The 25,384-nt window shown below is 49.2% G+C and carries 22 protein-coding genes and 1 other RNA gene; 8 read left to right on the top strand and 15 right to left on the bottom strand.

Features of this window, described 5'->3' with window-relative positions; genetic code table 11:
* Positions 1–73: 73 nt before the first annotated feature.
* The 10 genes from recR to ABGI61_RS10820 all read right to left on the bottom strand — a co-directional run bounded on the left by recR (position 74) and on the right by ABGI61_RS10820 (position 13,153).
* A complete protein-coding gene (gene recR / locus ABGI61_RS10865) occupies positions 74–676 on the bottom strand; it encodes a recombination mediator RecR (RefSeq protein ID WP_347600941.1) in 603 nt (200 codons plus the stop codon).
* Positions 676–1,002: a YbaB/EbfC family nucleoid-associated protein gene (locus ABGI61_RS10860; protein ID WP_347600939.1), complete on the bottom strand. Its 327-nt coding sequence runs from the start codon at positions 1,000–1,002 to the stop codon at positions 676–678. The genes recR and ABGI61_RS10860 overlap by 1 nt, the downstream gene beginning before the upstream one ends.
* A 144-nt stretch (positions 1,003–1,146) precedes the next feature.
* Entirely contained in the window at positions 1,147–3,276 is a 2,130-nt protein-coding gene (gene dnaX, locus ABGI61_RS10855; protein ID WP_347600937.1) for a DNA polymerase III subunit gamma/tau, read from the bottom strand.
* A 41-nt stretch (positions 3,277–3,317) separates the two neighbouring features.
* Entirely contained in the window at positions 3,318–3,866 is a 549-nt protein-coding gene (gene apt / locus ABGI61_RS10850; protein WP_347600935.1) for an adenine phosphoribosyltransferase, read from the bottom strand.
* Between the two features lie 188 nt (positions 3,867–4,054).
* Positions 4,055–4,861, bottom strand: coding sequence for an HvfC family RiPP maturation protein (locus tag ABGI61_RS10845; RefSeq protein WP_347600933.1), 807 nt, complete (start codon positions 4,859–4,861; stop codon positions 4,055–4,057).
* Between the two features lie 3 nt (positions 4,862–4,864).
* A complete protein-coding gene (locus tag ABGI61_RS10840; protein WP_347600931.1) occupies positions 4,865–5,713 on the bottom strand; it encodes an HvfB family MNIO-type RiPP peptide maturase in 849 nt (282 codons plus the stop codon).
* 59 nt (positions 5,714–5,772) lie between these two features.
* Entirely contained in the window at positions 5,773–6,231 is a 459-nt protein-coding gene (locus ABGI61_RS10835; protein ID WP_347600929.1) for an HvfA family oxazolone/thioamide-modified RiPP metallophore, read from the bottom strand.
* 171 nt (positions 6,232–6,402) lie between these two features.
* Positions 6,403–9,306 (bottom strand): TonB-dependent receptor plug domain-containing protein, encoded by a 2,904-nt coding sequence (locus ABGI61_RS10830; RefSeq protein WP_347600927.1) that lies wholly within the window; start codon positions 9,304–9,306, stop codon positions 6,403–6,405.
* A gap of 205 nt (positions 9,307–9,511) precedes the next feature.
* Positions 9,512–10,459 carry a class I SAM-dependent methyltransferase gene (locus tag ABGI61_RS10825; protein WP_347600925.1) on the bottom strand — a complete coding sequence of 316 codons (948 nt, stop codon included), beginning with the start codon at positions 10,457–10,459 and terminating at the stop codon, positions 9,512–9,514.
* 75 nt (positions 10,460–10,534) lie between these two features.
* Positions 10,535–13,153: a TonB-dependent receptor gene (locus ABGI61_RS10820; RefSeq protein WP_347600923.1), complete on the bottom strand. Its 2,619-nt coding sequence runs from the start codon at positions 13,151–13,153 to the stop codon at positions 10,535–10,537.
* Positions 13,154–13,641: 488 nt separating this feature from the next.
* Here ABGI61_RS10820 and dinG point away from each other — a divergent pair, with 488 nt between their 5' ends.
* From dinG to ABGI61_RS10800, 4 genes are read left to right on the top strand one after another with little or no spacing between them, the layout of a single operon-like run.
* Positions 13,642–15,681, top strand: a complete 2,040-nt coding sequence (dinG, locus tag ABGI61_RS10815) for an ATP-dependent DNA helicase DinG (protein ID WP_347600921.1) — start codon at positions 13,642–13,644, stop codon at positions 15,679–15,681.
* Positions 15,682–15,692: 11 nt separating this feature from the next.
* Positions 15,693–16,475, top strand: a complete 783-nt coding sequence (locus ABGI61_RS10810; RefSeq protein ID WP_347600919.1) for a sulfite exporter TauE/SafE family protein — start codon at positions 15,693–15,695, stop codon at positions 16,473–16,475.
* Positions 16,475–17,014, top strand: coding sequence for a primosomal replication protein PriC (gene priC / locus ABGI61_RS10805; RefSeq protein WP_347600917.1), 540 nt, complete (start codon positions 16,475–16,477; stop codon positions 17,012–17,014). The genes ABGI61_RS10810 and priC overlap by 1 nt, the downstream gene beginning before the upstream one ends.
* Entirely contained in the window at positions 17,011–17,952 is a 942-nt protein-coding gene (locus tag ABGI61_RS10800; protein ID WP_347600916.1) for a histone deacetylase family protein, read from the top strand. The genes priC and ABGI61_RS10800 overlap by 4 nt, the downstream gene beginning before the upstream one ends.
* Here the strand turns inward: ABGI61_RS10800 and ABGI61_RS10795 are convergent.
* The gene (locus ABGI61_RS10795; protein WP_347600914.1) at positions 17,923–19,020 is read right to left on the bottom strand and encodes a tryptophan 2,3-dioxygenase family protein; all 1,098 of its coding nucleotides are present in this window, start codon (positions 19,018–19,020) and stop codon (positions 17,923–17,925) included. The two genes, ABGI61_RS10800 and ABGI61_RS10795, sit on opposite strands and share 30 nt — an antisense overlap.
* Positions 19,021–19,149: 129 nt before the next feature.
* On the opposite strand from ABGI61_RS10795, the gene ABGI61_RS10790 reads away from it, so the two are divergent.
* Both ABGI61_RS10790 and ABGI61_RS10785 read left to right on the top strand, forming a co-directional pair.
* Positions 19,150–19,410, top strand: coding sequence for a late competence development ComFB family protein (locus ABGI61_RS10790; protein ID WP_347600912.1), 261 nt, complete (start codon positions 19,150–19,152; stop codon positions 19,408–19,410).
* 19 nt (positions 19,411–19,429) lie between these two features.
* Positions 19,430–19,609, top strand: a complete 180-nt coding sequence (locus ABGI61_RS10785) for a YbaM family protein (RefSeq protein WP_347600910.1) — start codon at positions 19,430–19,432, stop codon at positions 19,607–19,609.
* Between the two features lie 13 nt (positions 19,610–19,622).
* On the opposite strand, the gene ffs is transcribed toward ABGI61_RS10785, so the two are convergent.
* Positions 19,623–19,719, bottom strand: an RNA gene (ffs, locus tag ABGI61_RS10780) — signal recognition particle sRNA small type.
* A 94-nt stretch (positions 19,720–19,813) separates the two neighbouring features.
* Positions 19,814–20,674: a DUF3014 domain-containing protein gene (locus tag ABGI61_RS10775; protein WP_347600908.1), complete on the bottom strand. Its 861-nt coding sequence runs from the start codon at positions 20,672–20,674 to the stop codon at positions 19,814–19,816.
* Positions 20,675–20,787: 113 nt separating this feature from the next.
* Here ABGI61_RS10775 and ABGI61_RS10770 point away from each other — a divergent pair, with 113 nt between their 5' ends.
* Both ABGI61_RS10770 and ABGI61_RS10765 read left to right on the top strand, forming a co-directional pair.
* Entirely contained in the window at positions 20,788–21,927 is a 1,140-nt protein-coding gene (locus ABGI61_RS10770) for a patatin-like phospholipase family protein (protein ID WP_347600906.1), read from the top strand.
* A gap of 136 nt (positions 21,928–22,063) precedes the next feature.
* Entirely contained in the window at positions 22,064–22,963 is a 900-nt protein-coding gene (locus ABGI61_RS10765; protein WP_347600904.1) for a GGDEF domain-containing protein, read from the top strand.
* A 9-nt stretch (positions 22,964–22,972) separates the two neighbouring features.
* Here the strand turns inward: ABGI61_RS10765 and tilS are convergent, their stop codons facing one another.
* Both tilS and accA read right to left on the bottom strand, forming a co-directional pair.
* Complete coding sequence (tilS, locus tag ABGI61_RS10760; protein WP_347600902.1) at positions 22,973–24,319, bottom strand: tRNA lysidine(34) synthetase TilS; 1,347 nt, start codon at positions 24,317–24,319, stop codon at positions 22,973–22,975.
* Positions 24,320–24,416: 97 nt separating this feature from the next.
* The gene (gene accA, locus ABGI61_RS10755; RefSeq protein ID WP_347600900.1) at positions 24,417–25,373 is read right to left on the bottom strand and encodes an acetyl-CoA carboxylase carboxyl transferase subunit alpha; all 957 of its coding nucleotides are present in this window, start codon (positions 25,371–25,373) and stop codon (positions 24,417–24,419) included.
* Positions 25,374–25,384 lie beyond the last annotated feature (11 nt).

Here is a 25,384-nt window from a genome sequence, read left to right as displayed (position 1 = left end):
GGCTGCACCGGCAGCCGCGTAATGACAACTAATATGGGGAGTATTAACCGGATTTCAAGCAGGGTTTTAGCGGTTAAAATGCTTTACGGCCGCTAAAAGCATGTGACAAAGTAGTGCCATCGACAAATTCCAGCTCGCCACCCACCGGAATACCCTGAGCAATGCGCGACACTTTAATCTGCTGTTTATGGCACAGCTCAGCGATGTAAAAAGCCGTGGCATCGCCCTCTACCGTGGGATTAGTGGCCAGGATCACTTCGTTGATATCACCGGCGCTCAGCTGGCTTGCCAGCAGATCCAGGCCTAAATCCTGCGGGCCTATGCCGTCTAACGGTGACAAATAGCCCTGCAGCACAAAATAACGGCCATTGAACTGGCCGGTTTGCTCTATCGCCAGCTGGTCGGCAGCGGTGCCAACAATACACAGCAGACCATCGGCACGGCGTGCAGGTTCAGCACAAATAGCACAGAGCTCAGTTTCACAAAAAGTACGGCATTGCTGACAATGCCCTACTTTTGTCATCGCCGCTTGTAATGCTGCGCCCAGCTGCAGCCCACCTTCGCGGTTGCGCTCCAGCAAAGCAAATGCCATACGCTGGGCCGATTTTGGCCCAACACCCGGCAAAATACGCAGTGCGTCAATCAGCTGCTGCAGCAGCGGCGTTAAACGGTTCATTAAAATGGCATTTTCATGCCGGGCGGTAACTGCAAGCCGCCGGTTACGGCCGCCATTTTTTCTTTGCTGGTTTCGTCAACGCGGCGTACCGCATCGTTAATGGCGGCGGCGATTAAATCTTCCAGCATGTCTTTGTCATCCTGCATCAGGCTGTCGTCTATGCTGACACGGCGCACATTATGATTACCCAGCATAGTCACTTTAACCAGGCCGGCACCGGCTTCACCGGTCACTTCCATTGCAGCAATTTCAGCCTGCATTTTCTGCATTTTTTCCTGCATGGCTTGCGCCTGCTTCATGATATTGCCCATACCGCCTTTAAACATAAGCTGTGTCCTGCTGTAAAAGTAAGTTAAAAGTGTACTAAAACACCCTGTATTAATGGCGGCTAAGATAATAACTTCGCTACCAAATTACAAGCTGCTCTGCTGGCATCCGATGTTTAGCGCACCATCTTTGCCAAACTCTCGCTAGTGCACGACTATGGTGTCGGTGAGCAACTGGGCATTAAACAATTGCTGTAGTTGCTGCACCTTTTCATCCTGCTGTAGCAAACGGGTAACGTAAACCAGCCGCTCTTGCACTATACGCTGCTGAATCGCTAACGGGCTTTGTGTCACTTCAGGCTGATAATGAATAACCACCTCTAGCGGCTGATTAAAACTCGCTTCAAGCACCTGTTGCAACTTAGTACGAAATGCCGGGCTATCCAGATGTTGCTGGCTTTGCGCTACATTCAGCGTTAATTGATTGCCGTTTTGCTCAGCTGCCGCATTAAGTAAGAACAGCCGGCTTAAGCCCCCCGTGTCCAGTGTCTCCACCCGGGCGGCCCAGGCATCAACCTGAGCGGCAAAGCGTACCGAAAAATTCTGCTCGTCGATACTGCCATCAAAAGGCAACAAAGCATCAACATTAGCCGGTGCGTCCTGCTCATATTGCTGCCATAGCGCATCGCTTACTGCAGCGTAAGCCGCGCTGTCGGCATTCTCAGTATCATCAGCGATGCCTGTGTCTTCAGCGACGAGCCTATCGTCATAAGCATTATCGTTTTGCTCAGGCGCCAGTGTGTATTCAGACGCCGGTTGTTCAGGCGCCTTGGGGCGCTCAAACTTTTTTGGCGCGGGCGCTTCTGGTGTTACACCATTTGGCTCTTGCTGGATGGGTGTCGATGGACTTGGGTCAGTCGGGTTAACAACGACAGCTTTGCCTCCCATTGGTGCGGTTAACTGCACACCGCGACGCGCCATAATGCGGGCAGTAGCTTCATCCAGTTGTAATTCATCATTAACCGTCGTCTCTGCTGCATTGGTGTCTGTACTTTGTCCGGCAGTGGGGTTAACACTTTGGCTAGTATCACCAAGCTGAGTAGCACCCGAGTCAGTCGTGATGGGGTCATGGTGTGCAGCAAAGGTCTGTGCAGCCTGTGTCGGCTGATGCTGTACAGCCGGAGCAGGCACTGTCAGCGGCAAACTCGCCGGCATTGCCACACCGGTTGTTGGAGCTGCAGTGGTGGTTCGCGCTTCTGGCACAAACGCCATAGCGCGCAGCAGTGCCATTTCCAGCCCAGTGAGTGGATCTGGTGCATAAGGCAGCTCTTTTTTGCCACTGATCAGCAGCTGATAGTAAAGCTGAATTTGTGCCGGTGCCAGACTATCAGCCAGCGTTTGTACAAATGCTGGCTGTTGCGAAAACGCTGCTGCCTGCGGGCTAAATTGCGCCAAGGCCGCCAAATGTAACAGCGACAGCATATCATCCAGTACCTGAGCGAAATTACTTTGTTGCTGTACTAAGGCCGCTAATTGTTGCTGTAGCTGAGTGATGTTCTGTGCAATCACCGCTTGCAGTAGCTGCTGAGCCCAGCTTTGATCTAATAAGCCCAGCATGGTACGCACCGCTTCCAGCGTGATATTACCGTTGGTCTGTGCAATGGCCTGGTCGGTTAAACTTAACGAGTCGCGCAAACTGCCTTTGGCGGCGCGTGATAACAGTGCCAGCGCCGCCTGCTCAAAACTGATGTGCTCTTCGTTTAATACATAAGCCAGATGCTGCTCTATCTGTGCCGGGCTTAATGCCAGCAAATTAAACTGCAGGCAGCGGGATAATACTGTGACCGGCAGCTTTTGCGGATCGGTGGTGGCCAGTAAAAACTTAACGTGCGGCGGCGGCTCTTCCAGCGTTTTTAATAGCGCATTAAAGCTGTGTTTAGACAGCATATGCACTTCGTCGATAAGGTATACCTTAAAGCGGCCACGGCTGGGGGCATACTGAACGTTATCGAGTAAATCGCGGGTGTCTTCTACTTTAGTGCGCGATGCTGCATCAATTTCCAGTAAATCAACAAAATTGCCGGCGTCTATCTCGGTGCAAGCCGAGCACTGGCCGCAAGGCGTAGCGGTAACGCCCTGCTCGCAGTTTAAGCTTTTGGCAAAAATACGCGCTATGGTGGTTTTACCGACACCGCGGGTGCCGGTAAACAAGTAGGCATGATGCAGCCGGTTATTACTAAGGGCATTACCCAGTGCAGTTTTAACATGATCCTGCCCAACCAGACGAGAGAAATGCTGCGGGCGCCACTTGCGGGCTAAAACCTGATAACTCATAACGGCTGCTGTCTTACTAAGATTAGGCTAACAGACTAAACTTATTCGCCGCTATACTCAACCAGACTTAAAATATTTAACCCGGCTTGTTCCAGACGCGCCACGCCACCCAGCTCTGGCAGTGCGATAACAAAGGCGGCGTCTTCAACTACACCACCCAGCTGACGCACTAATTTAGCCGTAGCATCAATGGTACCGCCAGTAGCCAGCAAATCATCTACCAGCAGTACTTTATCGCCCGGCGTAATGGCATCGGCATGCAGCTCCAACGCATCTTCGCCATACTCCAGCTGGTAACGCTGTGAAATACGCTCACGTGGCAGCTTGCCCGGTTTGCGCACCGGTACAAAAGAGATCCCCAGCGCATAAGCCAGCGGCGCACCAAAGATAAAACCGCGCGACTCGGTGCCGACAATTTTGGTTATGCCTTTATCTGCATACAAGTGACTGAACGCATCAATCACTTTTTTAAAACTTGCGCCATCCTGCATTAAGCTTGTGACATCACGAAACACTATGCCCGGCTTAGGGTAGTCAACAACCGTTTTAATAACCTGTTTTAACTCAGCTGATAATGCCTGCTTATCCATGTTACAAACCTTTTATGTTAGGGTCCCGACGGGACAAAAAAGCCGCCCTTGGGCGGCCTTCGACACTACTGCCAGCTTACGCCAGAATTTGCAGCCAACGCACTATTGGCGCTAAACACAGCAATGACACAAACACTGCTACCAGGGCCAGAAACTGCCACAGGTTAAACGACTCTTTAAACTTCTCGTCAGCCATTGCACTTCTCTTTTGACATCAGTGGAATTAAGGGCGTGTATGGTAATGAATTTTGCCCTGCTTGAAAAGACATCAACAGGCCTTTTGCGGCAAAGTCCTGTAATATCGTGCTGGCACCGTTAAGCAAGGTGTCGCTGTCCAGCTGTGGTACGAATGGCGCAAGCAGCTCTACTAACTGTTGAAGCGTGCTGCCAGGTGCCTGCTGCAGGTGATGCAGCAGCGCTGCCGTTAACGGGTTTATCAGCACAAACTTCACCTCATCACCGCGGTTACGATACAACAAATAACACTGTGTCTCACCATCGGCTTGCGGTTGAAACTCACTACTGATTAGATGCACCGGATACGGATATGCTAACAGCATAGTTAACGCTGACAGCGCCAAGGGTGCTTCAGATAAATGCTCAGCGGATAAAGGCTGCTCTTGCTGCTGCAGCTGTTTAGTCGATAAATAAAGCTCTGCCCACTCGTAATGGGCTAAATCGAGCAGAAAAGGTGGATCCTCAGCCTGGGGCTGATAATCCTGCTGTAAAAAATGCAGGAAATGCTCAGCAATATGTAAGAAATAGGGGCTATTGCAGGTAAAGCGGATAAAGAACTGCCGCACTAACGCCTGCCAACGCGCTTGCGGGTATAAACTTTTTAATACCGGAAAGGCGCTGCCGACAAAGCCCTGCACATTATTAAAAAACAGCTCACGGTACACCGCCATCCGATCTTCAGCTATGCCTTCAGGCATTGGCAGCTCGGGGTTTTTAATGTGGGCGACAAAGGCCTGCTGTACTTGCTGAAAATGCATGCGTTAAGCCCTTAATGGCAGCGTTTGCTGCTGTGCGGCGTGCTGTAACGCTTTAATCTGTGCTAACTCCCGGCCAAGCTCAGCTAAATCTGGAATATTAAAATCACGCTCCAACAAGGTCGGTTTTACACCATGTTGCTGATAAGCCTTTGCAAGTAGCTGCCACACAGGATCGATAACGTCGGCGCCATGGGTATCAATCAGCAAATCCTCAGCTTGTTTAAAGTGGCCGGCAATATGGTAATAAGCGATACGCGCCGAGGGCATAGCACGCAAAAATGCCTCGGCGTTATAACCGTGATTTACCGAGTTCACATAGATATTGTTAACATCCAGCAGCAATTGACAATCCGCTTCAGCAAGCACCGCTAAGGTAAAGTCCTGCTCCGACATCTGCTGCCCTGGTGCAGCATAGTAAGACACATTTTCCAGTATCAGCGGTTGCTCGAGAATATCCTGTACCTGCCGGATCCGCTTGGCCACATAGTGCACCGCTTCTTGTGTGAACGGAATAGGCATTAAATCATACAAGTGGCCACCACCCGAGCAGTAACTTAAATGCTCGCTATACAGCAGGACATTATGCTCGCGCAGAAACTGCTTCACTTGCTTGATAAAAATAACATCCAGCGGATCCGGGCTGCCGATAGATAACGACAAGCCGTGACAAATAAAACGATGCTGTTCGGTTAACTGGCGAAACTGCTTTTGCAGCTTACCGCCAAAGGGGATCCAGTTCTCTGGCGCCACTTCGAAAAAATCGATACCCGCTGGTACAGCTTCCAGCAGTTGAGGCAGCATTTCCCGCCTAAGGCCGAGACCAGAGCCGGTTAAGGCGTTAGTGGACTTCATTACTGATTACCCAGTCAGACAACAGGCCTGCTCTATTGCAGACCCTTGTCACAGCTCGCTTAGTGGCTACCACCACATTTTCCTTCACCGCATTTTCCTTCGCCACACTTACCTTCTTTGGCTTTTTCTTGCATTTTGGCTTTGGCGTCTTTGGCTTTATCGCTCATTTTCTCTTTGGCCATGTCGCTGCCGCATTTGCCTTCACCGCATTTGCCCTCGCCACATTTACCTTCTTTGGCTTTTTCTTTCATTTTCGCAGCTTTGTCTTTCATCATCTCTTCGCCGCATTTACCCTCGCCACATTTACCCTCTTTCATCTTTTCCTTGGCTTTTGTGGCTTTGTCTTCACCACACTTGCCTTCGCCGCATTTGCCTTCACTGGCAACCATTTCATAGCCAGAGGCCAGCTCGACCGCGGTAAAGGGATTAGCATTCGCCGTCGTAGCAACACTGGCTAAAGAGCCTAATACCAAAGCACCTACTGCAACTGCAACGTTAGATTGTTTTACTGTTTTCATGGTTTCACCTGTTTTGTTGATTACCGATTAAAAGACCGAAGGTGGAGGCTAAAACTTTCATTGTATTTAACGCTGGCAGTAAAAATAGAAAAGATCTGTTGGAGACGCAAGAAAAAGCCGGCATTATGCCGGCTTTTTAATCGTTGTATAAGCTACAAAGAACTTAAGCTTTTAGAACTTATATGTTGCCTGAACATAGCCAAACCGGCCAATGTTGTCATAAATGGCAGAGCCTTCGCCTGTCCCCTGAGTAGTACCAGGTAACTTACGGTTGAATAGGTTATCGACACCCAACTTCAAACCTACACCATTTTCGAAGTTATAACCAATTGACGCGTCTGTAATGAAATATGAGCCATAGCGCATTTCGTTACTTGGGTTAGGGTTAGCAGCCAACTGCGTTGGGTTATATAACTCAACACCATTGATAAAGCGGGTGTTCCACTCTACTGACCAGTTATCACGAGAGTAATCAATTGAAATACTACCCTGCCACGTCTCGTCACCTAACACACCTTGATAATCGGTATAGTTTTCTGGTTCGTCCTGGAACGGATAGTCTTTAGCTTCAATCAAATAAGTTCCAATAAAGCTGGTATTGAAGCGACCACCTAAAGCATCAAAATCATAGCCAAACTCGAAGTCTACACCCGAGTTCAAGCTACGCGCGATATTCAGCGCGAAGCCTTTAATCAGGGTGATTTCACTTGTTGCAGGATCACGCGTAATTAATGCACAGAACTGGTTATTGATACCGGTTGGAGAATCGACACAACGATCGATAATGGTTTGGAAACCAATACCGCTGATCGTATCTTCGATGTCGATTTCCCAATAGTCAGCGGTGAAGCTAAACCCTTCCAGCCATTCTGGCTGGTACACAATACCGGCAGTAATCGATTTAGACTCTTCCGGTTTCAGATCAGGGTTCCCGCCTACCAGAGTTTCAAGCGTTGCGGCATCATAGTTAGAGTCGAAATCAGCCGGAACGCCTAACGCTGCGCAGTTTGCCTGACGAATGGCGCGCCCCTCTGGTGCCAACAGCGCCAACTCAGACACTTTACACTTGTCGTCAACACCGGCAAAAGACTGGCTTTGACCAGAGAATAACTCATCGATGTTGGGTGCACGGATAGCCTCAGAGACTGTAAAACGGGCGCGTAACTCTGGATTAATGGTCCAGTCTAAACCCAACTTCCAACTCGTCGCATTGCCGATAGTAGAATAATCGGCATAACGCACTGCAGTATCCAGCACCAGTGTATCAATAAGGAATACATCAGCAAGCAGCGGTAATGACAATTCAAAAAACGCTTCTTTTACATCGTAGTTGCCGTCTGTTTCACCTAACGCATTAAAGAAAGTTGCACCGGTTTTGGCAAACGGGTCTTCGACTGTCACGCTTGACTCATCACGGTATTCAATACCACCGGCAAAACCCACCATGCCAGCTGGCAGCTCATAAATGGCAGAGTTGCTAAACGTTGCGTTAAATACGGTCTGTTCGATCTCAGAGGTACCTACTGAGGTGGTAGTAATGTAATCGATTGCCTCTTGGCTAACAGCGCCATTGCCCATAATGTTAGCAGGCACACAGCCATCGGCACGTGCGGCTTCACTACGACACACGATGTTGCCATCACCGTCGAATACGGCATCAATCGCATTGGCATAATTTGCCAAAATTACGTTAGCAGCATTAACACGTTCAATCTCTGACTTTCCGTGAACCAAAGACAGATCCATCGACCAGCTTTCAGAAATATCACCCTGTAAACCCGCTACGAAACGGGTAGTTTCACGGGTATTTTCTTCTAAACGCCGGCCAATATCGTTGTACATCTTGTTTACACCGATAAATGGCAGCTCCATTTCATCCATTAACGCCGCAACATCTGGATCTAAGAAGGCGTTATCACGACGGATTAAGTTGGCGCCACTATAGAAACGGAAAAACGGTTGACCAATGTTTTCGCCTTCAGTCTTCGAATATTTTGCTTCAAAGTACGCATTTAGCTCGTCGGTAACATCGTAGTTGGTTTTGAAGTTGTAATTTACACGGTCAAATTTAGGCTGCACCTCATTGTACTGACGTAAATTTAAGAAATCACAACCGGGGCTTGCACAGAACTGGCCATCATCTATTGCTCCGGTGTAAACCGAACGCATAGAACTGTCAGGGTTAAAAATACCCAAGATATCGCCGGTAAACGGGTCCCAAGCAGTACCTTGATTAGAAATTAAATAATATCCTGCATTTGGCAGGGTGATACGGTCGGGGAACGCCTCATCATTCACTTTATCAGCAGGGCGAGCCTGGCCAGTAGCTACTGCATACGGGAAAGCTGCATAGGATGTCGCGGTCCATGGATTATCTAATGCGTTCAAAGAGTTTTGTGAGTTAAACTCAACAGAAACTGCGGCATTACCACGGCCTTCAGCAAAGTCTTGACCGTAAGAAAACGTATATTTTTCATTCTGATACGAGCTATTGTCAGCGAAACCTTTAATGGCACTTACATTTAAACCGGTAATATCTTTCTTCAGAATAAAGTTAACCACACCAGTAACAGCATCTGCACCGTATACCGCGGAAGCACCACCGGTAATAATTTCGACGCGATCAATCCAGGTACTTGGAATAGTGTTAGTATCAACAGACGATGTACCGGGAGAGCTTGCTACATGGCGTTTACCGTCTACCAGCACCAAGGTGCGATCTGTCCCCATACCCCGAAGGTCTAGCAAGCTGACGCCTGCAGTACCAATGAACCGGCCAGAGTTGGCCAGTGAGAAAGTTGTTGCCAATGCAGGCAGCTTGTTCAGTACCTCACCGATATTAATTGCCCCGGCATTAACTAAATCATCACCACTGATAACGGTTACAGGCGACGGTGCAATGGCACCTTCACGTAAAATACGTGAACCTGTAACTTCAATACGTTCTACCGCATTTTCATCTTTAGCAGTCTCTTCTTGCGCACTCACTGCAACAGAGGTGAACATGCCTGCAGACAGCGCACCAAAAGTCATAGCAAGGCGAACAGCACGTGTTACCTTATTTGTTGTTTGCATCCCGGATTCCTAAATTTATGATTATTATAAAAATTTTTTGACTTATATTCTAACGCGCATTTTTTGTTCGCGCCCCCAAATAAAGCAATATCCAGATACAAATTGCAACACTTTTGCGATTAATAACAACAAATTATGGGTAGATGTAAATGTTCAGACATCTTTACAAAGGGTATGTTTATTATAATAAGGTTTACTTAAGTTATTAGCGCTTGTTCAGTACCAATGACCAACACAGTACCTCACCATCGAGCACTATTGGTGTTAATGATTGTATTTGCCAGTCTGATTTAGCCAGTAACATAAAATCTTCGGCCTTCTGAACGCTCCAGGCAGACGCTATTTGGTCTTCTAGCCGGCGTAAATAAGCCATCATACTGCGTGATAACAGTGCCAAAGCGGCTGTATTAGCGTTTCGCCAATCGCTAAATACTGTAATTAAATCCTTAGCAAGAAAACTAAACCAATCTAATTGGTCGGCCGTTAGTCGTTGCTGAATTTGTATTAGATAGTGTCTGAGCTTATCGCTTTGCAGTTTTAGTTCGTCTTGCTGCTCATTTGTTAAAACTTTATTTGACGCCAGAGTTTCGCACAACCTGATGTATTCAGCTGCATGGCGAATTACCCCATCTGACTTCAGGAATTGCTGAAGCATATCTATGCCATGCCGGCAATCACGTGTAATAAAAGAGCTATCATGGTGTACCAGCGCCGCAAATCGCCCGCCCGATTTTAATACCCGATAGATCTGCCTTAACGCCAATTCAGGTTCAGCGTATTCAAATCCAAACTGACTGACAACTAAATCGAAACTGCCACTGTTAAATTCGAGTTTTTCTGATGGCATATTGGCGAAGAACTTTATTTGACTTAGTAACGGGTAAACCTCATCACTTTCACTAAATAGTGTCAGCGGCGAAATATCAGCAGCGTCAGAAGCAGAAACTGAAAAGCCATCGTTAGTCTGCAAGGCCAGGACAGCCAAAGCACCATTGCCGGTGGCTAAATCAAGCACTTGTGCCCCTGCAGTCTCGCCCCAAAAAATAGTCTGCCAAAAATCAGCAATAGGCCCGGTATAGCCCAGTCGTTGTTCACCTTCAGCAAAACTATTTAACGTCTTGGTGTTTTTCCAGTATGAATTCCAATGTTGCAAATGCAAACACCTCTTTTTTGTTACTACAATAGAAAAAGGCGGGAAATCCCGCCTTTTTATTATCTCAATGTCTTATTAGAACGACTGAGATACACGTAAGTACATTACGCGACCGTATGCGTCATACAGGTCGAAGTTGTAGCCACGAGTAAATGTTGGGTCAGTACCCAGTTGTGGCGCTTTTTCGAACACGTTATTAGCACCGATCGAAATCTTGGTGTTGGTAGGTAAGGTGTAGCTTACCTGCACGTCGTGCGTCACCCAAGATGCGAAGTGGCCTGAGCGGAACACATTATCGTTGTCATCTACGTCAACTTCGGCGTACTGAGAGCCGATAAAGTTGATGTTCCATGCGAAATCTAGGTTTTCCCATGTGTAGGTGTTGTTTAAAGAACCACGCTGACGCGGCTCACCTGGGTCGGTCACAGTGTTACGACCGCCATCGATTTCGCTTGATAAACGGTGGCTTAACTGTAACGTCTGGTTCAAGCGACCGAATTCACCGAAGTCGAAGTTGGTGTTAACGTTGAAGTCCAGACCAGTAATTGCCCACTCACCTTCGTTAGCAAAACCCTGAGTAACACTCTCGATACCGTTGTTGGTTGGGTTACGAGTTAAACCAACACCTGGAGGCAGAGGCAGGCCAGTCTGGTTACGCTGCAAAATAGTACCTACACCGAAGAAACGGATCAGGTTGCTGATTTCGATATCGTAGTAGTCAGCAGAGAAGTTTAACCAATCAGTTGGCTGGTAGGCTAAACCTAATGACAACTGCTTAGATGACTCTGAGCTAATTTCTGGGTTAGCGATAGTAACCGCACTAACCTGAACACCCGATACTGGACATGGAACCAGACCAAAAGCGGCACAAGTTGGCTCGTCAATTACTGACGGGTTACCTGGCTGAGGCTGCTGAGTTAAAATATCCAGCGTTGGTGCGCGGAAACCTTCACCGTAAGAGGCGCGGAATACCATACCATCCATTACGTCATAACGTAACGCCACTTTTGGCGAGAAATCACTGCCGTAATCTGAGTATTTGTCGAAACGACCAGCGAATGACAGTTCAACACCATCTGCAACTGGCACTAAAGCTTCGCCATATGCAGACTTCAGGTTACGTGAACCACCCGCGCTGTTACCAGCAGAACCACCTACCTGACCCGCTTCTGACAGAGAGTCATAGATATCAGCATAAGTTTCTTTACGGTATTCAGCACCGAATACGGCTTGCACAGTACCGGAATCCATTTCGAACACGTCAAAAGAGGCCGACGCAAACGCTTCTTCCTGATCGAAGATACCGATACGTGCCGTTGTTACTTTCAAGCTGCTCAACAGGTTGTTGTAGGCACTGATGTCCGCAGGGTCAGTGAAACGCGTACCAAACGGGTCGTCCAGGCGGTAAGAACCATCGTCAACCGCACGACGGGCATTAGAGCCCATTAAGTAGTTACGGCCGATTTCATACGTTTTTGACTTGCTCTTACGTGCGCCAAAGTCGATTGATACGTCACCCACCATACCTTCAGCACCAACCAGGAAATCTGTTGACCAGTTATCAACTTGGTTATCACGTGTGCCTAACGCAGCGAAACGGTGACGGAAACCGATTTCGCGATTTTCACCTGCCGCTGGGTTGTAGAATGGGCTATCTGGATTAGTCGGGTTGTTGATACTGTCTGCCGACATACGAGCGGCATCACCAGCATCGTTCAGTGACGGAGCATAACGACCAAATGACTTGGTTTTTGATACCAAGGTGTGAGAGAAGATTTTCCAGTCGTCATTGATGTTGTACTCAGCTTTCAGGAAACCTGAAGTATTACCGGTAGAAGCTTCGTTCGCATTGCTGGCGTTAAAGTTATAAGCACAGAAATCAGCTGACTCGATGTAGAAGAAGTCAGGAAGTGAGTTACAAGCTTCACCAGGAATAATGGATTTGAAACCATCTGGCGTAGAGTAGTTCACACCGAAGCTTGATGCACCTGGAGATACCCACGGAAAGTGACGTTCGAAAATAATGTCACGGTTGTTCCATGAAACACCACCGATAACGCTTGAGTTATCGCTGCTAGAGCCAAACACCGCTGAACCTTCCTCACGGTCACCGCCTTCTGAAGGGATGCTCACCGTTGATGCACCCAGACGGAACTCAGCACCGTTGAAGTCTTTACGGGTAATGATGTTGATTACACCCGCGATAGCGTCAGAGCCGTACACCGCTGAAGCACCATCAGACAGAATTTCAATACGCTCTACAGCAGCCATCGGGATAGAGTTTAAGTCTTGTGAGTTACCGGTTGACGGTGACTTAGGTAAACGACGACCATCTACCAGAACCAGTGAACGCTCTGCACCCAGGCCACGTAAGTTAACCTGAGAGATACCCTGTGCTGAACTACCAGACTGAGGACGGAACGAACCTGAGGTGTTAAATGAAGTGTTACGGATTAAGTCAGAAACAGACGTTTGACCAGAAAAGTCAATTGCTGCACGGTCGATAACCGTTACTGGTACAGCGCCTTCAAGGTCTGTACGCTTGATACGAGAACCTGTAACTTCAATGCGTTCTACTTTAGCTTCTTCCTCTTCAGCAGCAGTTACTGACGTTGCAGTAAACGCTGTCGCTGACGCAGCACCGAAAGCAATCGCTAAGCGCACGGCTTTGCTTAATTTATTATTCGTATACATGTATTTCTCCCTGGACCACTATCTAGTGATTCTATTTTTAACAGTTACCAACCTTTGACGGCGCTTGGCACTCCGTTTATCTCGGAAAACCTCCGATTTGTCGCCCACTGATAATAAACGCAAGGTTTCGACAGGGTCAACAGCTTTTGCGGAACAATTTGCAAATTAGATTGTCATGCGACATTGCTTAACGGAAGGCGAAAGATTGATTGCCGGAAGATGGAAACGGTAAGCTGGCATCTTCAAACTAAAACAAGACAAATCAGCGCTATAGCTAAGCCAGATTTTTATCCACGCGGCAATAGTGGTGTGGATACCTTGATGACACCCACTGCGGCGTAAACTTAACCGTACAAAATTAATGGTTTAATATCTTATTAAATTAACAGTTTTAGGAACTGAGCAAGTCAGTTTTTCGCGACTGCTGCTTTTGCTAATAGCGCTGAAGGGATATACAATCAATCAACTGTATAAAAACCCATACCCTTATGCTTAGCGACCAGATTAAAAGCCAGATCCGCACTATTCATGGCAGGATCAAAGACAGCCTGCCCAACTACCAACCGCGCGCCGGGCAAAACCAGTTGGTAGCTGAGATCGCGAAGATAGTCTCGGGCAGTTACCACCGCCACGAGCGTATTGGCCTGATAGAGGCCGGTACTGGTACCGGAAAGTCGTTAGCTTATATGCTGGGCGTAATTCCGTATGCACTGTCGCAAAAGAAAAAAGTAGTCATTGCTACCGCTACCGTGGCACTGCAAGAGCAACTGGTGAATAAAGATCTACCGTTTTTTCAGCAGCACAGTAAGTTATTGTTTGAATTTAGTCTGGTAAAAGGCCGCGCGCGCTATGCCTGTATAGAGCGGCTGCGCCAGCAGCAACGCCATCCTGAGCTGTTTGCCAGTACCAGTACCGCCGCTACTGACTGGCAGAGTTTATTAGACAGCTGGGCGAACCGTCATTGGCTGGGCGATAAAGACACACTAAAAATCCCTCTGGACGAGCAAAGCTGGCAGCAAATTGTTGCCGACCCGCTGTACTGCCATAAAGCTGACCGGCGTCATTTAAATTGCCCGTTTCATTTAGCCCGTGCCGAAGTTGAACATGCCGATGTGCTGGTGGTAAATCACGCGCTGTTGCTGGCGGATTTAGCCAGTGGTAACAGTGTACTGCCAGGCCCTGCCGACTGCATTTATGTGATAGATGAAGCACATCATTTACCCGACAGCGCCAGAGAGTTTTTTGCCGCCCAAGCACAGCTGAGCCACAACAACCAGTGGCTGGAAAAGGCCGGCAAAACGCTGCAACAATTAATACAGCTGCTACCGGCCACAGTGATGAAAGACCTGATACGGTTGCAGGATAGCTGTAATGAGCTACAAAGCCTGCTAAAGCCAGTGGAGCGTTGCACAGAGGAGTTTAAACCGCGCTGGTTTAGTGAGAAAACCGAGTATCGCTTCAGCGATGCAGCCCTGCCTAAATTGCTTCAGCAGCAAGCCGAGCCGTTGGCGCAGGTCAGCCAAAAGGCTTTGCAGCAACTGGAAAAAGTGCAGCAGCAACTGCAGGAGCATAGCAGTGAGCAGTCACTATCAAGCAAACAAAGTTTGGCACTGCTTCAGGAGCTCAGTTACCTGTATCAGAAGCTGGAGCAACAACAAAACCTGTGGCAGCTATACGCGCAGCCGCAGGATAAAACCGTGCAACAAGCCCGCTGGGTGGCGCTTCACAGCACCAGCCAGTATATAACGGCGCATGCTACACCACTTGCTGTGGCTGGGAAGTTGTCCCAGTTGCTGTTTGACGAGGCCTTTGCCGTGGTACTGTGCTCGGCTACGCTGACAGCACTAAATTCGTTTAACTACATTAAGTATGACTTGGGTCTTACACAGTTTGACGGTGTACAAACGCTGCAGGTCGCCTCACCTTTCGCCTATGCCGAAAAAGGCCAAATCCTCTTGCCTAAAATGCAGACTGAGCCAACAGAGGCCAGTTTCACCGATGAGCTGGCAAAAGTATTACCCCAGTACTTGCCTGATAACCAGGCCAGCCTGGTGTTGTTTGCGTCATACTGGCAAATGCAGCAGGTTGCTGAGCAGTTGCGCGCCAAAGGTTTCTCCTTGCTGGTACAGGGCGAAGCGTCACGCCAGGCGTTATTACAGTTACATAGCGAAAATTGTAAGCATGGCCGCAGCAGTATTTTATTTGGCACCCAAAGCTTTTCTGAAGGGCTGGATTTACCCGGCAAGCTGTTAACCAATCTGGTGATCACTAAATTGCCTTTTGCCGTGCCGACTTCGCCACTGGAAGAGGCATTGGCTGAGGCTATTAGCAAAAAAGGCGGTAATGCTTTTGCGCAGCTGACTATTCCGGCGACAGCGAAGAAACTGGTGCAAGCCTGTGGTAGACTGCTGCGCCAGGAGCAAGATGAGGGCCGGATAGTGATCCTGGACAGACGCCTGGTGACCAAAACCTACGGCAGCGCTATGTTGAACGCCCTACCGCCCTTTCGCCGCCAGATTGATTACTAACAGGAAGCACTGTGTTTGCTGAATTAGCTATTGAGCCATCCGTTTTACTGATCCTATGCCTGGTGGCGTTCAGCGCTGGCTTCATTGACGCCATTGCCGGCGGTGGCGGCCTGCTTACGGTACCAGCACTGCTGACAGCTGGCTTGCCCCCCCACGTTGTGCTGGGAACCAACAAACTGGCCGCAACTTTCGGATCTTTTACTGCCTCACTCACCTATTACCGAAAAAAGCTGTTTAACCCGCTGTATTGGCGCCGCAGTTTAGGCTATACCGCCTTGGGTGCCGTGCTGGGCACTCTGGTGGTTGACTATTTAACCACCGAGACGCTGGAAAAAGTCTTGCCCCTGCTGATTTTACTGGCCGCTATCTATACTTTATTCAATCGCATGCAGCCCGATGATGCCTTAAGCCTGCCGCCACAAGACCGCAAATTGTTCTGGCAACAGCGCGCTCAGGGGCTGGCACTGGGTTTTTATGATGGCATTGCAGGCCCCGGTGCCGGTGCTTTCTGGATGGTATCAACTATGGCGCTGTACCGTATTAATTTGCTGCTTACCAGTGGTGTCGCCCGTACCATGAACTTTGTCAGTAACGGCTTTTCACTGGTGGCGTTTATCGCCCTGGGACATGTTAATTTTGCTCTGGGCATCGCCATGGGACTGTGTTTAATGTTGGGCGCCTGGCTCGGTGCCAATTCAGCGATCAAATTTGGCAGCCGCTTTATCCGCCCGGTATTTATCTGTGTCGTGATTGCCATAGCGCTACGCTTAGCCTGGCAGGCCTGGAGTAGCTGATGGATTTACTGGCCACATTGACACAGCAGTTAGCGGAGCTTCAGCGCCGTGCTCAGCAGATCGACCGGCAGCAACATAGTGGCAGGCCTCAAAACTGGTTTGACAGCGCCTTGTTTAGTTGCCGTTCGACCGAGCTAACTGATTATGTCGTAGAAGCGCAGCGCAATCTGGCTCATTTACAACAAGGCCGCTTAACAGCTGCTGCAAAGCAGCGCCTGGTGCAACATTTAAGCGAGCAAACTGCAGCACTCACCCGCGCTTTTCATAACGTGGATACCAGACAAAAACCTACCAGCAAAGCCAAAGTTAAAGCACTGGTGCAACGAATAAGCGCCAGTAGCCAACAACTGTATCAGCAGCTTAGTGAAGTACAGCAATTTGAGCGACGCTTGTTAGATATGATAGCGCTGGCCAATCGGGATAGTTCTGCAGATGCCGTCGCGCGTACTTTGGCACTGCATGCACGGCTGGGCCGCTGTCGCAAAGCATTGTCCGATTTAGAGCTACAAATTCAGCAACTGGAACAGCGCAGCTTATGAGCTTCAAGTTACCTGCCATGATGTATCACCCTTGCTACAGTGCGCTTGAGTTACCCGCACAGCACCGCTACCCGATTATGAAATACCAGACATTGCATCAACAGCTGTTGAGTATGGGTGTGCCTGAGCATGCTTTTCAGTTATCAGAGCCGGTTAATGAAGCAACGCTAAGCCAGGTGCATTGTCCGGCGTATATCCAAAGCCTCAAAGATGGCAGCATTGATGCCAAAGCCATGCGCCGTATTGGCTTTCCCTGGTCGTCACAGTTGTATCAACGTTCACTGTGTTCCGTCGGTGGCACACTACAAACTGCACAGGCTGCGCTCGACACTGGCGGTATTGCTCTGCATTTAAGTGGGGGCTATCACCATGCGTTTTACGCCGAGGGCTCTGGTTTTTGCCTGTTTAATGACCTGGTCGTGGCGGCTAAAACACTGCTTCCCCGGGGCGTAGATAAAATTCTACTTGTCGATTTAGACGTACATCAGGGCGATGGCAGTGCGCTGCTATTGGCAGACGAGCCACGTATTATCAGCTGCTCGGTGCACTGCGAGAAAAACTTCCCTTACCGCAAGCAGCAATCAGATTGGGATATCGCGCTGGCCAAAGACTGCACTGATGACGAGTACCTGACAGCGGTAGAGCAAAGCCTGACAAGCCTGCTGAACTGGCACCAGCCGGATTTGGTGATTTATGATGCCGGGGTGGACGTTCACCGCGATGACGAACTGGGGCTGTTAAACCTCTCAACGCCCACGCTGTATCAGCGTGACTTGCTGGTGCTACAACACTGCCAAAAACTTAACATACCGGTAGCTGCCGTGATTGGCGGTGGTTACCAGCGCAACGTCGCTGCGCTGGTGCAATTACACTTACAATTGTTTAAAGCCGCTTTTACGCTTTATGGTTCAGATCTCGCCGGCAAAATAAAAACCTAAACGCTTTTTCACTGCTGGCGGCAATGCTGGCAAGTCGCTTTTGGGCAATAAGAAGGTGGCCATATTGAACAGATCGGTAAAGATACGATTTTTCTCAGTAGTACGTTTTAAGTAATCGTGACCGGACGAACCGCCGGTGCCGATTTTACTGCCTAACATACGCTGTACCATCATGGCATGTTTATAACGCCAAATAGTAAGCTGTTCATCAATTTCCGTCAGGCAGGTGAGCAGCTGAAACGGCAGATTAAACACCGGCTCTTCCTGATACAGACTGATAAAGAGTGCAGACAGCATGGCACGCTGACTTAAACGAAAAGCACCGCTTTGCTGTAACTGCTGATACTTATCTTTGTCGAGTAAAGCGGCAAATTTCTCTGCTGTGCGGCTAATTTCAGTAAGTTGCAGCTCTCGCTCATGCTCGGCAATCTGTACTATAGACTCAACCGTCGCTTTGTCATGGGCCAGCATGGCTTGCGTAGCCTGTTGATACATTTGCCAGAAACTGAAATTCTCCTGCTCTAAAAACGGCATCCGCTCCAGCCATTTCTCAATACGCTCAAACAAACTCGGCTGATGCTCTAACTGCTGCAAGAACACCCGGTCTGCTTCATTCAGGCGGCTGTAAAAGGAGTTTTTATCAAAATCGATACGAAAATCACTTTTTAACCCCAGGCCAATTTCCAGCATTTTAAACTGAATGCTCTGAAAACCTGATGCCGGCACCAGATAGTCGCGAAACGCCATAAAATCCTGTGGCGTCATGGTTTCGATAATGGCAATTTGCTGGTTCAACAGTTGCTGTATGCTAATAACACGCTTTAGCTTATGTACTATACCGGTAAGCTGCTCGTCTTTAACTTCATCAGCGGCAAATACTGCCATGACGGCTTTTAACTCGTGCAGAATTTGCTTAAACCACAACTCATACACCTGGTGCACAATAATAAACAAGGTCTCGTCATGTGCCTCAGCAGCATATTTAGCACTCTCGGGTGCCTGCGCTGTTAAGATTTTATCCAGCTGTAAATAATCACCGTAATAACAGGGGGTAGTGTTCTTTTGCATAATGGTTGTTCTTATCTTGCGGTTGACGCCGGCATTGTAGCAGGGGGCGGCACTAACTCAATCTTTCGGTGGAGTTTTGCCGTAAAGCTGATTATGCTTTGAAAACACACATAACCTGGCGAGACCACCATGAAGCTAGACGACGATATTCATAACTATTATGAGAAACTGACATTAGACCATATTGTTGAGCTGGGCTTAGACCGAGAAAAAGATGCTGAATATCTGGCCGATCTCTGCTGTATTTCATTAAATCTGCTGCCACCACGCTATATCCGTTATGAAGTTGACATGGCGTTTTATCTGCCGCAAAGCGAGCGTTTTGAAATGCAAATGAAAGTCAAAGAAGCCGTAGCCCGTGCCCGGCAGTTCCTGGACAGTAATCAGTAAACACTGGGATTCTAACTTAGTGACTAATGCTAAGACACCGCTGAAGCAAGCACCCGAGCACGTAAAATTGGCGGTGGATTTGATTATGATGCTGGAGCAGCATCAATTGCCGCCGGATATGGTGTTAAAAGCATTAGCCCTGGTTAAGCAGGATTATATTGCCAAGCAAAGGCAGCAACAGCAAAGTGGGTGTGATTAACGTTGGGTGGCAACCCCACCAGCCACATCCCGGCACATACGTCATAAACTGTGGCTGCTTCCTTCCGGACCTGACCAGGTTCGCTTACTAGTATTGCGAGAGGACCAATGGGGTTACCATTGAACTGCCAAATCCTCAGCAGGCGCGCATTATGCGCAAAAGCAGGTGCTGTTGCAAGCCTACCTGCATTAAAACCACAGCTTATTAAGGCTGCAATGCCTGTTGATATTGACGTAACACTGCTTTGATGCGCTTTTGATTATCAGGCCCAAGTCGGATCATTTGCTTCTGAGCGGCGGGTAATTGCTCAAGCACAGGGTCAGCAAACTGATACACAACAGACGGACGCACCAGTTGCACCGGATACTGTACTTCTGGAGTCTCTAACAATACCGCTATTGCCGCTAATAGCTTATTTTTAAACAACTCATCAGGATAACCAAGCTCAGCATACGCTTGCTGCAACAAAGGCTCATAGCGATTGAATAATGGCAATAATTGAGCAGCCGGCACGCTTTCTAACAGCTGAATATAAGGCTCGTAGCGAGCAAAATGCTGTTCACTCAGTTGCATGTTATCTGGGTCGCTAATAGCAAATTTTTGCTCCAGCGGTTGTAGTAACGGGTGCCCTACGGCTAACTGCCCCTGAGCAATATTATCGGTTTGCACAACGAAATTGCGCAGCATCTCTTCGGTAACAAACAAGCCGGCTAAACCCGCACGCCAATTAAGTGCCAATAGGCGTTGTTTTACCTCTGCATCCGAGCTATCCAGCGCGGGTAACGGTGGTTCGGGGGCGGTCACCGACTCTGGCTCGGGCTCTATGGCCGCTGTTGGTTCTGGTTCGGCCGGCGTTTGAGCTGGCTCTGGCTCGTCGGCAACAGGTGCTGCAGCCGGCTCTGTTGCTGGTGCTGGCTCACTTAACTCCGGTGGTAATAAGGTTAACGGCTCTGGTTTGTCTTCTTTACTAAACAGCAACCACAGCGCCAGCAACACGACCACCACCACGGCGGCAATACCGACATAATACAGCTGTTGCTGATTGTTGCTTTTTTGTTCTGTCATACGAACCTCATTGAACTAATCACATTGCTAGGCGATTAAGCGTTGCATTCTGTTGGCGTTAACGCAATATACTAAGCAATGAGCCTGTTGTCTGGAAAAAGTTCAACCCCAATATGACCGAACCTACACCCACTGCAAATAGAAAAACGGCGCTGTTGTTAACTGGCGGCGGTGCGCGCGCGGCTTATCAGGTTGGTGTGCTTAAAGCCATTGCCCAACAGTACCCGCGTAGCAGCAAATTACCATTTCAAATTATAAGCGGCACCTCTGCCGGTGCTATTAACGGCGCAGCCATGGCCTGTTATGCCTCCTGTTTTCATTTGGGCGTAAAAAAGCTGGAATGGATCTGGCGTAACTTTCATACCAACCAGGTGTATTATTCGGACTATGTGAGGGTTTTTCGTCAGTTATTACGGGGCGTTTTTAGCGCCTTTCAGGCTGACTATGCCAATAAACAACCGGTGAGCCTGTTCGATAATAAACCTTTGAAACAGCTGCTGACTAAGGTGCTGGACTTAAAACGAATCGACCGCAATATTATGGGCGGCTATTTGTCCAGCGTGTCAGTGACTGCGTCTTGTTATAACAATGGTGACTCCATCAGCTTTTTTCAGTCCGACAGCGCGCAAGAGTGGCGCCGCGCCAAACGCTGCGGCCAGCGCACGTTGTTAGGCGTGCATCATTTGATGGCCTCGGCAGCTATACCCCTGGTATTTCCGTCGGTACGTATTCATCAGCAATATTTTGGCGATGGCTCGGTAAATCAGCTGGCCCCGCTGAGCGCCCCTATTCATCTGGGCGCAGATAAGATATTAATTGTTGGCGTAGCAGACCCGCGTAAGACCGAACTGAACCAGCGTATGCTGCATCATCCAGATCTGGCAACTATTGCCGGGCATCTGCTCGATACCGTCTTTACCGATACGCTAAACTCAGACTTAGAGCGGATGCAACGGGTGAATAACACCATTAATACCATGGCAGAGCATGGTGTGCCGACCAATTTGAAACCGATTAACAGCCTGATGATTAACCCCAGCCAGAACTTTGGTCAACTGGCCAGCGAGCACTTTTTGTCACTGCCGCTGGCAGTGCGCACCATGCTACGCATTACCGGTATTCGCCAACACTCTGACTCCAGTCTGGCCAGCTATTTGCTATTTGAGCAAGACTATACCCGCCGGCTGATCCAGCTGGGCTATGACGACGCTATGGCGCAAATGGATGCGATAATGACTTTCTTAGCCGAATAAGGCCGCGCTAACCTTGTCGAACCGGTTTAAGTTGTCAACGCCTTGACGCTAAATCGTTAGCTCGCTGACTTTACAGCAGTTTCTATCGTGGCACAGCATTTGCTTAATAGGCTGAAAAGCATTAACGGATGTCTGTATGGAATACCTGTTAGTACACGAAGTGGCTCTTGGTAATACACCTTGTTATGCCAGTGTAACCAAGCGCCAGCACTGGCCTGAGCTACCGCCATGCCATGAGCAGAGCCTGGTCAGCCAGCTGCAAACTACGTTGGATTTACAGCAGCAGCTGAATATTGTTTCTATGGCGGCCGGCAAAGTATTGCCGCTGTCTGGCTTGCGGTTAAAAACGGCTGTGGGTGACTTTTCTGCCAGCGGCTCACGTGCGGCCGAGTGTGACCATCGCAGTGTACTGGTATTAAACCAGCAATGTCTGGCCGAGCTGATTTATCACAGTGATTACCCGTTTAGCCCGATGAACCTGCGCGAGCTTGGCTTATTGGAGGCCGAGTGGCTGTATGCGTTACGTAATGCGTTGGTGGTACATCGCCTGCAGCAAATGGCACTAAAAGACACGCTGACCGGCCTGGGTAATCGCCGTTTTTTTGACGACAGTTTCGACAAAGCCGTGTTGCTGGCACAGCGCCATGATGAGCGTTGCGCGCTGATTTTGCTCGATCTGGATAACTTTAAGCAGGTAAATGACTTATCCGGCCACAGTGCCGGTGACGATATTCTGCTAGCTGTTGCCGATTGCCTGCGTGACACTCTGAGAGTTACCGATAGCCTGTTCCGCTTTGGCGGCGACGAGTTTGCTGTGATCTTATCCGGCACCGACGCTGACAGTGCCGAGCTGGTGGCAAGACGACTGGTGCGGGCCATTAATCAGCATCATTTGTGTCAGCAGCATCAGGTCAGTGCCAGTGCCGGCTTGGCCGTGCTAAAACCGCAGCAGGATGTCAAAGCGCTGTTTAGCGCCGCCGACAGCGCACTATATGCCGCCAAAGATGCCGGCAAAAGTACGGTACGGGTGGCCTAAACCCGGCTATTAAGCCTTAACCTTAGGCTGCCAGCTTAACCAAAGCTTAGCTTCAGTCGGCGTTATGCTGCTGGCGAAGCCCGCTACCGCCACCAACTCGCCTTCCACCAGCAGCAGCGGCACCCGCTGACGCTGCCAGGGCGGAACCTGCCATAACTTAAACCACTGCTTTAGCGGCTTACTCATCGGCGCACCAGCCGGCTTAAACCGCAGGCTTAAACGGCCAAAAACCACCTCGCAAGCTGTTAAAGGTAGAGGCAAGCTGCCGGGTTGTTCACTGCGACTAAACTGCAACGTCCCACAGTCCGCCGGCAAACTCAGCATGCCCTGCATCGCATTTTCATTAACGACAAAGCTTAAATTGCCCTCGGGTACTTGTAGCTGTGTCGGATCTAGCAGATACAAGGTGTTGGCATAGCGACAAAGGGTATAATGGCCCAGCACCAGCTGCGGCGTTGCGTCGTGCCGGGCTGCAATTACCTGCTGTTTCAACGTAACTAACCACTGGGTTTCAGGGTTTAAGCCAAAGCCCTTCAACCACTGACGGATAACTAAATCCTGCTGCACCGGAAAATAGGCGGCCAACTGCGTTAAGTCCAGGCCCTGGGCGTTAACACAGACGCTAAGCGCTTGCTCAGTGTAGTGGTCTAATAGCGCTTGCTGCGCGGCAATATGCTGCATACTGCGCTGCGCAGTCTGGTGAAAATGCGGCCAGCGTTCCTTAAGCAGTGGCGCTATCTGCTGGCGGATAAAATTTCGCTCAAACCGGGTATCGCTGTTGCTGTCATCTTCTACCCAGCTAAGCTGATGTGTCTGGGCATACTGTTCCAGCTGTTGGCGACTAAAGGCCAGTAAAGGCCGAAGCAGCGTGCCTTTAGCAAAGGGCCGCCTGGCGGCTATACCGGCCAGGCCCGCGGTGCCGGCACCGCGCTTTAGCGCCAAGAGTAGGGTTTCCAGTTGATCATCGCCATGGTGAGCGGTTAACAACAGATGCTTGTCGGTGCAAATATACTGCGCCAGCGCATGATAACGCGCTTGCCTTGCCCTTTGCTCTAAATTATCAGTGCCGTTAAGCTTGACCTGCTGTTGGGAAAAGCTGACGCCAAGTGCCTGACACTGCTGCTGACAAAACTGCCCCCAGTGTGCGGCATGCACACTGATACCGTGGTTAATATAGACAGCCGATAAGACAAAAGGCTGCAGTTTTTGCGCTTGTACCAAAACATGCAGCAACACCATAGAGTCCATACCGCCACTTAATGCCAACACTAGCTGGCTATCAGGTGCTAAGGCAAGTGTATTGATAAGGCCGGCCGCGCTTAACTCAGGCGCCGGACCACTGCAAGGTTCTGTCATAAGCGAGGACGTTAATAAATAATACGGCAGACTACCACAAAACAAAAAGCCAGTGCAGCGGCACTGGCTTTTGTAACAACCTGTCTGGCAATACGGCTTAGCAATAACCGTATGACATTAAACGTTTATAACGCACATCTAACAGCTCTTTGCTGCTCATTTTTTGCAGCTTTTGTAAGTCACGCAGCAACGCCTGCTTTAACGTTTGCGCCATCTGCTCATGCGAGCGATGGGCGCCGCCTAGCGGCTCTGGTATCACTTCATCAATCAGCTTTAGCTCTTTAATGCGCTCGGCAGTGATGCCCATGGCTTCGGCCGCCAGCGGGGCTTTTTCGGCGCTTTTCCATAAAATAGAGGCGCAGCCCTCCGGGGATATCACCGAATACGTGCTGTACTGCAGCATGTTAACTTTATCGCCAACACCAATTGCCAAAGCACCACCCGAGCCGCCCTCACCGATAACGGTACAGATCACCGGAACTTTAAGGCCGGCCATCACTTTTAAATTGCGCGCTATCGCTTCAGACTGACCACGCTCTTCAGCACCTATGCCTGGGTAAGCACCTGGGGTATCGATAAAGGTTACTATCGGCATATTAAAGCGCTCGGCCATTTCCATTAAACGCAAGGCTTTACGGTAACCTTCCGGCCGTGGCATACCAAAATTACGTTTAATTTTTTCGCGGGTGTCACGGCCCTTCTGATGGCCAATCACCATCACGGGTATGTCACCCAAGCGCGCCGTACCGCCCACTATCGCCTGATCGTTGGCAAAAGCGCGGTCACCGGCTAAATCATCAAACTCTGTAAACATATGCTGAATATAATCCAGCGTGTAGGGCCGAAGTGGGTGGCGGGCTAATTGCGCCACTTGCCAGGCACCCAGCTCCGCAAAAATCTTTTTGGTCAGGCCCAGACTTTTTTCTTTTAGTTTATTGATTTCTTCTTCTAAGCCTAAATCGTAATCGCCATTACGGCTGACATTACGTAATTCGTCTATTTTTGCTTCAAGTTCAGCAATAGGTTGCTCAAACTCTAAATAATTCAGCATCATCGACTGTCACT

The sequence above is a fragment of the Rheinheimera fenheensis genome (assembly GCF_039871805.1).
Lineage (GTDB): Bacteria > Pseudomonadota > Gammaproteobacteria > Enterobacterales > Alteromonadaceae > Alishewanella > Alishewanella fenheensis.
The sequence above is the reverse complement of the archived record's forward strand: the minus strand, read 5'-3'. Positions and strand labels throughout refer to the sequence as shown.

Coding starts and splice junctions, on each gene's coding strand:
- recR (WP_347600941.1), bottom strand. CDS start 676: ATGAACCGTTTAACGCCGCTGCTGCAGCAGCTGATTGACGCACTGCGT.
- ABGI61_RS10860 (WP_347600939.1), bottom strand. CDS start 1,002: ATGTTTAAAGGCGGTATGGGCAATATCATGAAGCAGGCGCAAGCCATG.
- dnaX (WP_347600937.1), bottom strand. CDS start 3,276: ATGAGTTATCAGGTTTTAGCCCGCAAGTGGCGCCCGCAGCATTTCTCT.
- apt (WP_347600935.1), bottom strand. CDS start 3,866: ATGGATAAGCAGGCATTATCAGCTGAGTTAAAACAGGTTATTAAAACG.
- ABGI61_RS10845 (WP_347600933.1), bottom strand. CDS start 4,861: ATGCATTTTCAGCAAGTACAGCAGGCCTTTGTCGCCCACATTAAAAAC.
- ABGI61_RS10840 (WP_347600931.1), bottom strand. CDS start 5,713: ATGAAGTCCACTAACGCCTTAACCGGCTCTGGTCTCGGCCTTAGGCGG.
- ABGI61_RS10835 (WP_347600929.1), bottom strand. CDS start 6,231: ATGAAAACAGTAAAACAATCTAACGTTGCAGTTGCAGTAGGTGCTTTG.
- ABGI61_RS10830 (WP_347600927.1), bottom strand. CDS start 9,306: ATGCAAACAACAAATAAGGTAACACGTGCTGTTCGCCTTGCTATGACT.
- ABGI61_RS10820 (WP_347600923.1), bottom strand. CDS start 13,153: ATGTATACGAATAATAAATTAAGCAAAGCCGTGCGCTTAGCGATTGCT.
- dinG (WP_347600921.1), top strand. CDS start 13,642: ATGCTTAGCGACCAGATTAAAAGCCAGATCCGCACTATTCATGGCAGG.
- priC (WP_347600917.1), top strand. CDS start 16,475: ATGGATTTACTGGCCACATTGACACAGCAGTTAGCGGAGCTTCAGCGC.
- ABGI61_RS10800 (WP_347600916.1), top strand. CDS start 17,011: ATGAGCTTCAAGTTACCTGCCATGATGTATCACCCTTGCTACAGTGCG.
- ABGI61_RS10795 (WP_347600914.1), bottom strand. CDS start 19,020: ATGCAAAAGAACACTACCCCCTGTTATTACGGTGATTATTTACAGCTG.
- ABGI61_RS10790 (WP_347600912.1), top strand. CDS start 19,150: ATGAAGCTAGACGACGATATTCATAACTATTATGAGAAACTGACATTA.
- ABGI61_RS10775 (WP_347600908.1), bottom strand. CDS start 20,674: ATGACAGAACAAAAAAGCAACAATCAGCAACAGCTGTATTATGTCGGT.
- ABGI61_RS10770 (WP_347600906.1), top strand. CDS start 20,788: ATGACCGAACCTACACCCACTGCAAATAGAAAAACGGCGCTGTTGTTA.
- ABGI61_RS10765 (WP_347600904.1), top strand. CDS start 22,064: ATGGAATACCTGTTAGTACACGAAGTGGCTCTTGGTAATACACCTTGT.
- tilS (WP_347600902.1), bottom strand. CDS start 24,319: ATGACAGAACCTTGCAGTGGTCCGGCGCCTGAGTTAAGCGCGGCCGGC.
- accA (WP_347600900.1), bottom strand. CDS start 25,373: ATGATGCTGAATTATTTAGAGTTTGAGCAACCTATTGCTGAACTTGAA.